This window comes from Microbacterium sp. CCH5-D1 (assembly GCF_001557335.1).
GTDB classification, from domain to species: domain Bacteria; phylum Actinomycetota; class Actinomycetes; order Actinomycetales; family Microbacteriaceae; genus Microbacterium; species Microbacterium oxydans.
The window spans coordinates 1-1,632 of the sequence record NZ_LSJW01000264.1; the positions used below are offsets into that span (position 1 = coordinate 1).

The 1,632-nt window shown below is 70.6% G+C and carries 2 protein-coding genes and 1 tRNA gene; 2 read left to right on the top strand and 1 reads right to left on the bottom strand.

What is annotated here, in order from left to right:
- Window positions 1-361: hypothetical protein (locus AX744_RS20810; RefSeq protein WP_197429256.1), on the top strand; the 361-nt coding region annotated here is incomplete at its 5' end.
- Window positions 362-565: 204 nt separating this feature from the next.
- Window positions 566-641, top strand: a tRNA-Met gene (locus tag AX744_RS20345).
- A gap of 45 nt (window positions 642-686) precedes the next feature.
- Here AX744_RS20345 and AX744_RS16060 read toward each other — a convergent pair.
- On the bottom strand, window positions 687-1,577 hold the full coding sequence (locus AX744_RS16060) for a siderophore-interacting protein (RefSeq protein WP_061017989.1): 891 nt from the start codon (window positions 1,575-1,577) through the stop codon (window positions 687-689).
- Window positions 1,578-1,632 lie beyond the last annotated feature (55 nt).

The window sequence follows — 1,632 nt, forward strand, 5'->3', positions numbered from 1 at the left end:
CCTCCGGCATCCGCACCCCGACTGGCTGCGCGACAACTACTTCCATCCCGAGAACGAGTCGACGTGGTGGGAGCGTGTCGAGCAGCTCGTGGCGCTTCGGCGCTCCGGGGCACTGCCTGCGCGGCGGGTGCCGGCGGCACGAGGCGGATCGCTGCACGAGGCCTGGCACCGGGCGAGCGTGCTCGGGGTCGAAGATCGCACGGTGCGGGGCTCGGTGGCGCTCGCGGTGGGCGCCCCGGCGACGCGAGCGCTCGGTGTGCTTCGACGGCGCGGGACACCTGCGGATGGCGGGACCTGGTCGGACGCCTCGACCGACTACACGCTCGAGCCCAACCCTTTCGACGACTCCCTCCGGCGCTGAGTCTTCTGCCGGCGGCTGCGCCCGCGGCTGCCGCGGCCAAAACCCAGACCGAACGTGATGTGTGCGGTGTGTCGAGGCTGGACACGCCGATGGTGCGCCGCGGCGCCTGGGTTTCGGCCGCGGCGTGTCATCCGCGGACTCATAGTGTTATCCCAGGCAACGGTCCTGGCGGGTCAGATCACGGCCGGGTAACGTCATTCCCATCGCGGCGATCCGGGCGGTCCCGGGCCTCAGTTCATACCTGATGGCGTTGCGGGTTCGACTCCCGCCGTCGCGTCCAATCCAGAAGGTTCGGCGCAGCCTCGCGTCCGCTGAGATGCCGTCGTCACAACCCGAGCTGGTCCAAGCGCTCCTCGAAACGCACCTGCACGTCCTCGGGCTCGTCGTCCTCGGCATCGGACCAGATCGCGTCGAGCTCCTTCTGCACCGACTCGGGCAGCGCGGCGAACTTCTCGTCCCACGCAGCGACCGGCGTCCAGTAGCCGACAACCTTGAAGCGGGTCGCGGGCAGGCCGAGCTCCTTGCGCAGATACTTGCGCACTTCGCGCAGCGCGACGGTCTCGCCGGCCACCCACACATAGCCCTCATCGAGGGGGAGCCGGTCGTCGACGATGCCGCGCACGAGCGGGCCGAGTGCGCTGGGGCCGTGACCGTTGCCGCCCACCACCCAGGTGACCTCGACATCCGCCCCCGCCTCCAGGCCGATGCGGTCCGACTCGCTCGGCACTTCGAGCACGACCCGCGTGCGCACGCCCCGAGGTGCTTCGGCGATGATGCGCGCCACGGCCGGAAGCCCGGTGAGGTCGGCGACGAGCACCTGCCACGTGATGCCCTCCGGCGGCGAGTACAGACCGGTCGGGGAGTTCAGCCCGAGCACGTGACCCGGCTGCGCGCGGGCGGCCCAGGGACCGGCGACACCCGCCTCGTGGATCACGAAGTCGATGTCGAGCTCACCGGCGTCCGGGCGCACTCCGCTGATCGTGTAGGTGCGCATCGGTGCCTCTGGCGCTCCCTCCGGTGTCTCCCACCAGTCGCCCGCGGGCACCGGCAGCGAGACATCCATCGGGTCGTCGCCGTGTGGGAAGAAGACCCGCACGTACTCGTCGCCGATGCCGGTGCTGAGGAACTCGGCGACGCCCTCGCCGCCGAGCGTGACGCGGACCAGGGTCGGAGTGAGGGTGGTGGTGCTGCTGACGATGCCGCGGTGGATGCTCACGGAGTCTCCGTCTCTGTGGTGGGGGTGGTCTCTTCGGCGGGGGTGGTGTCTGTGG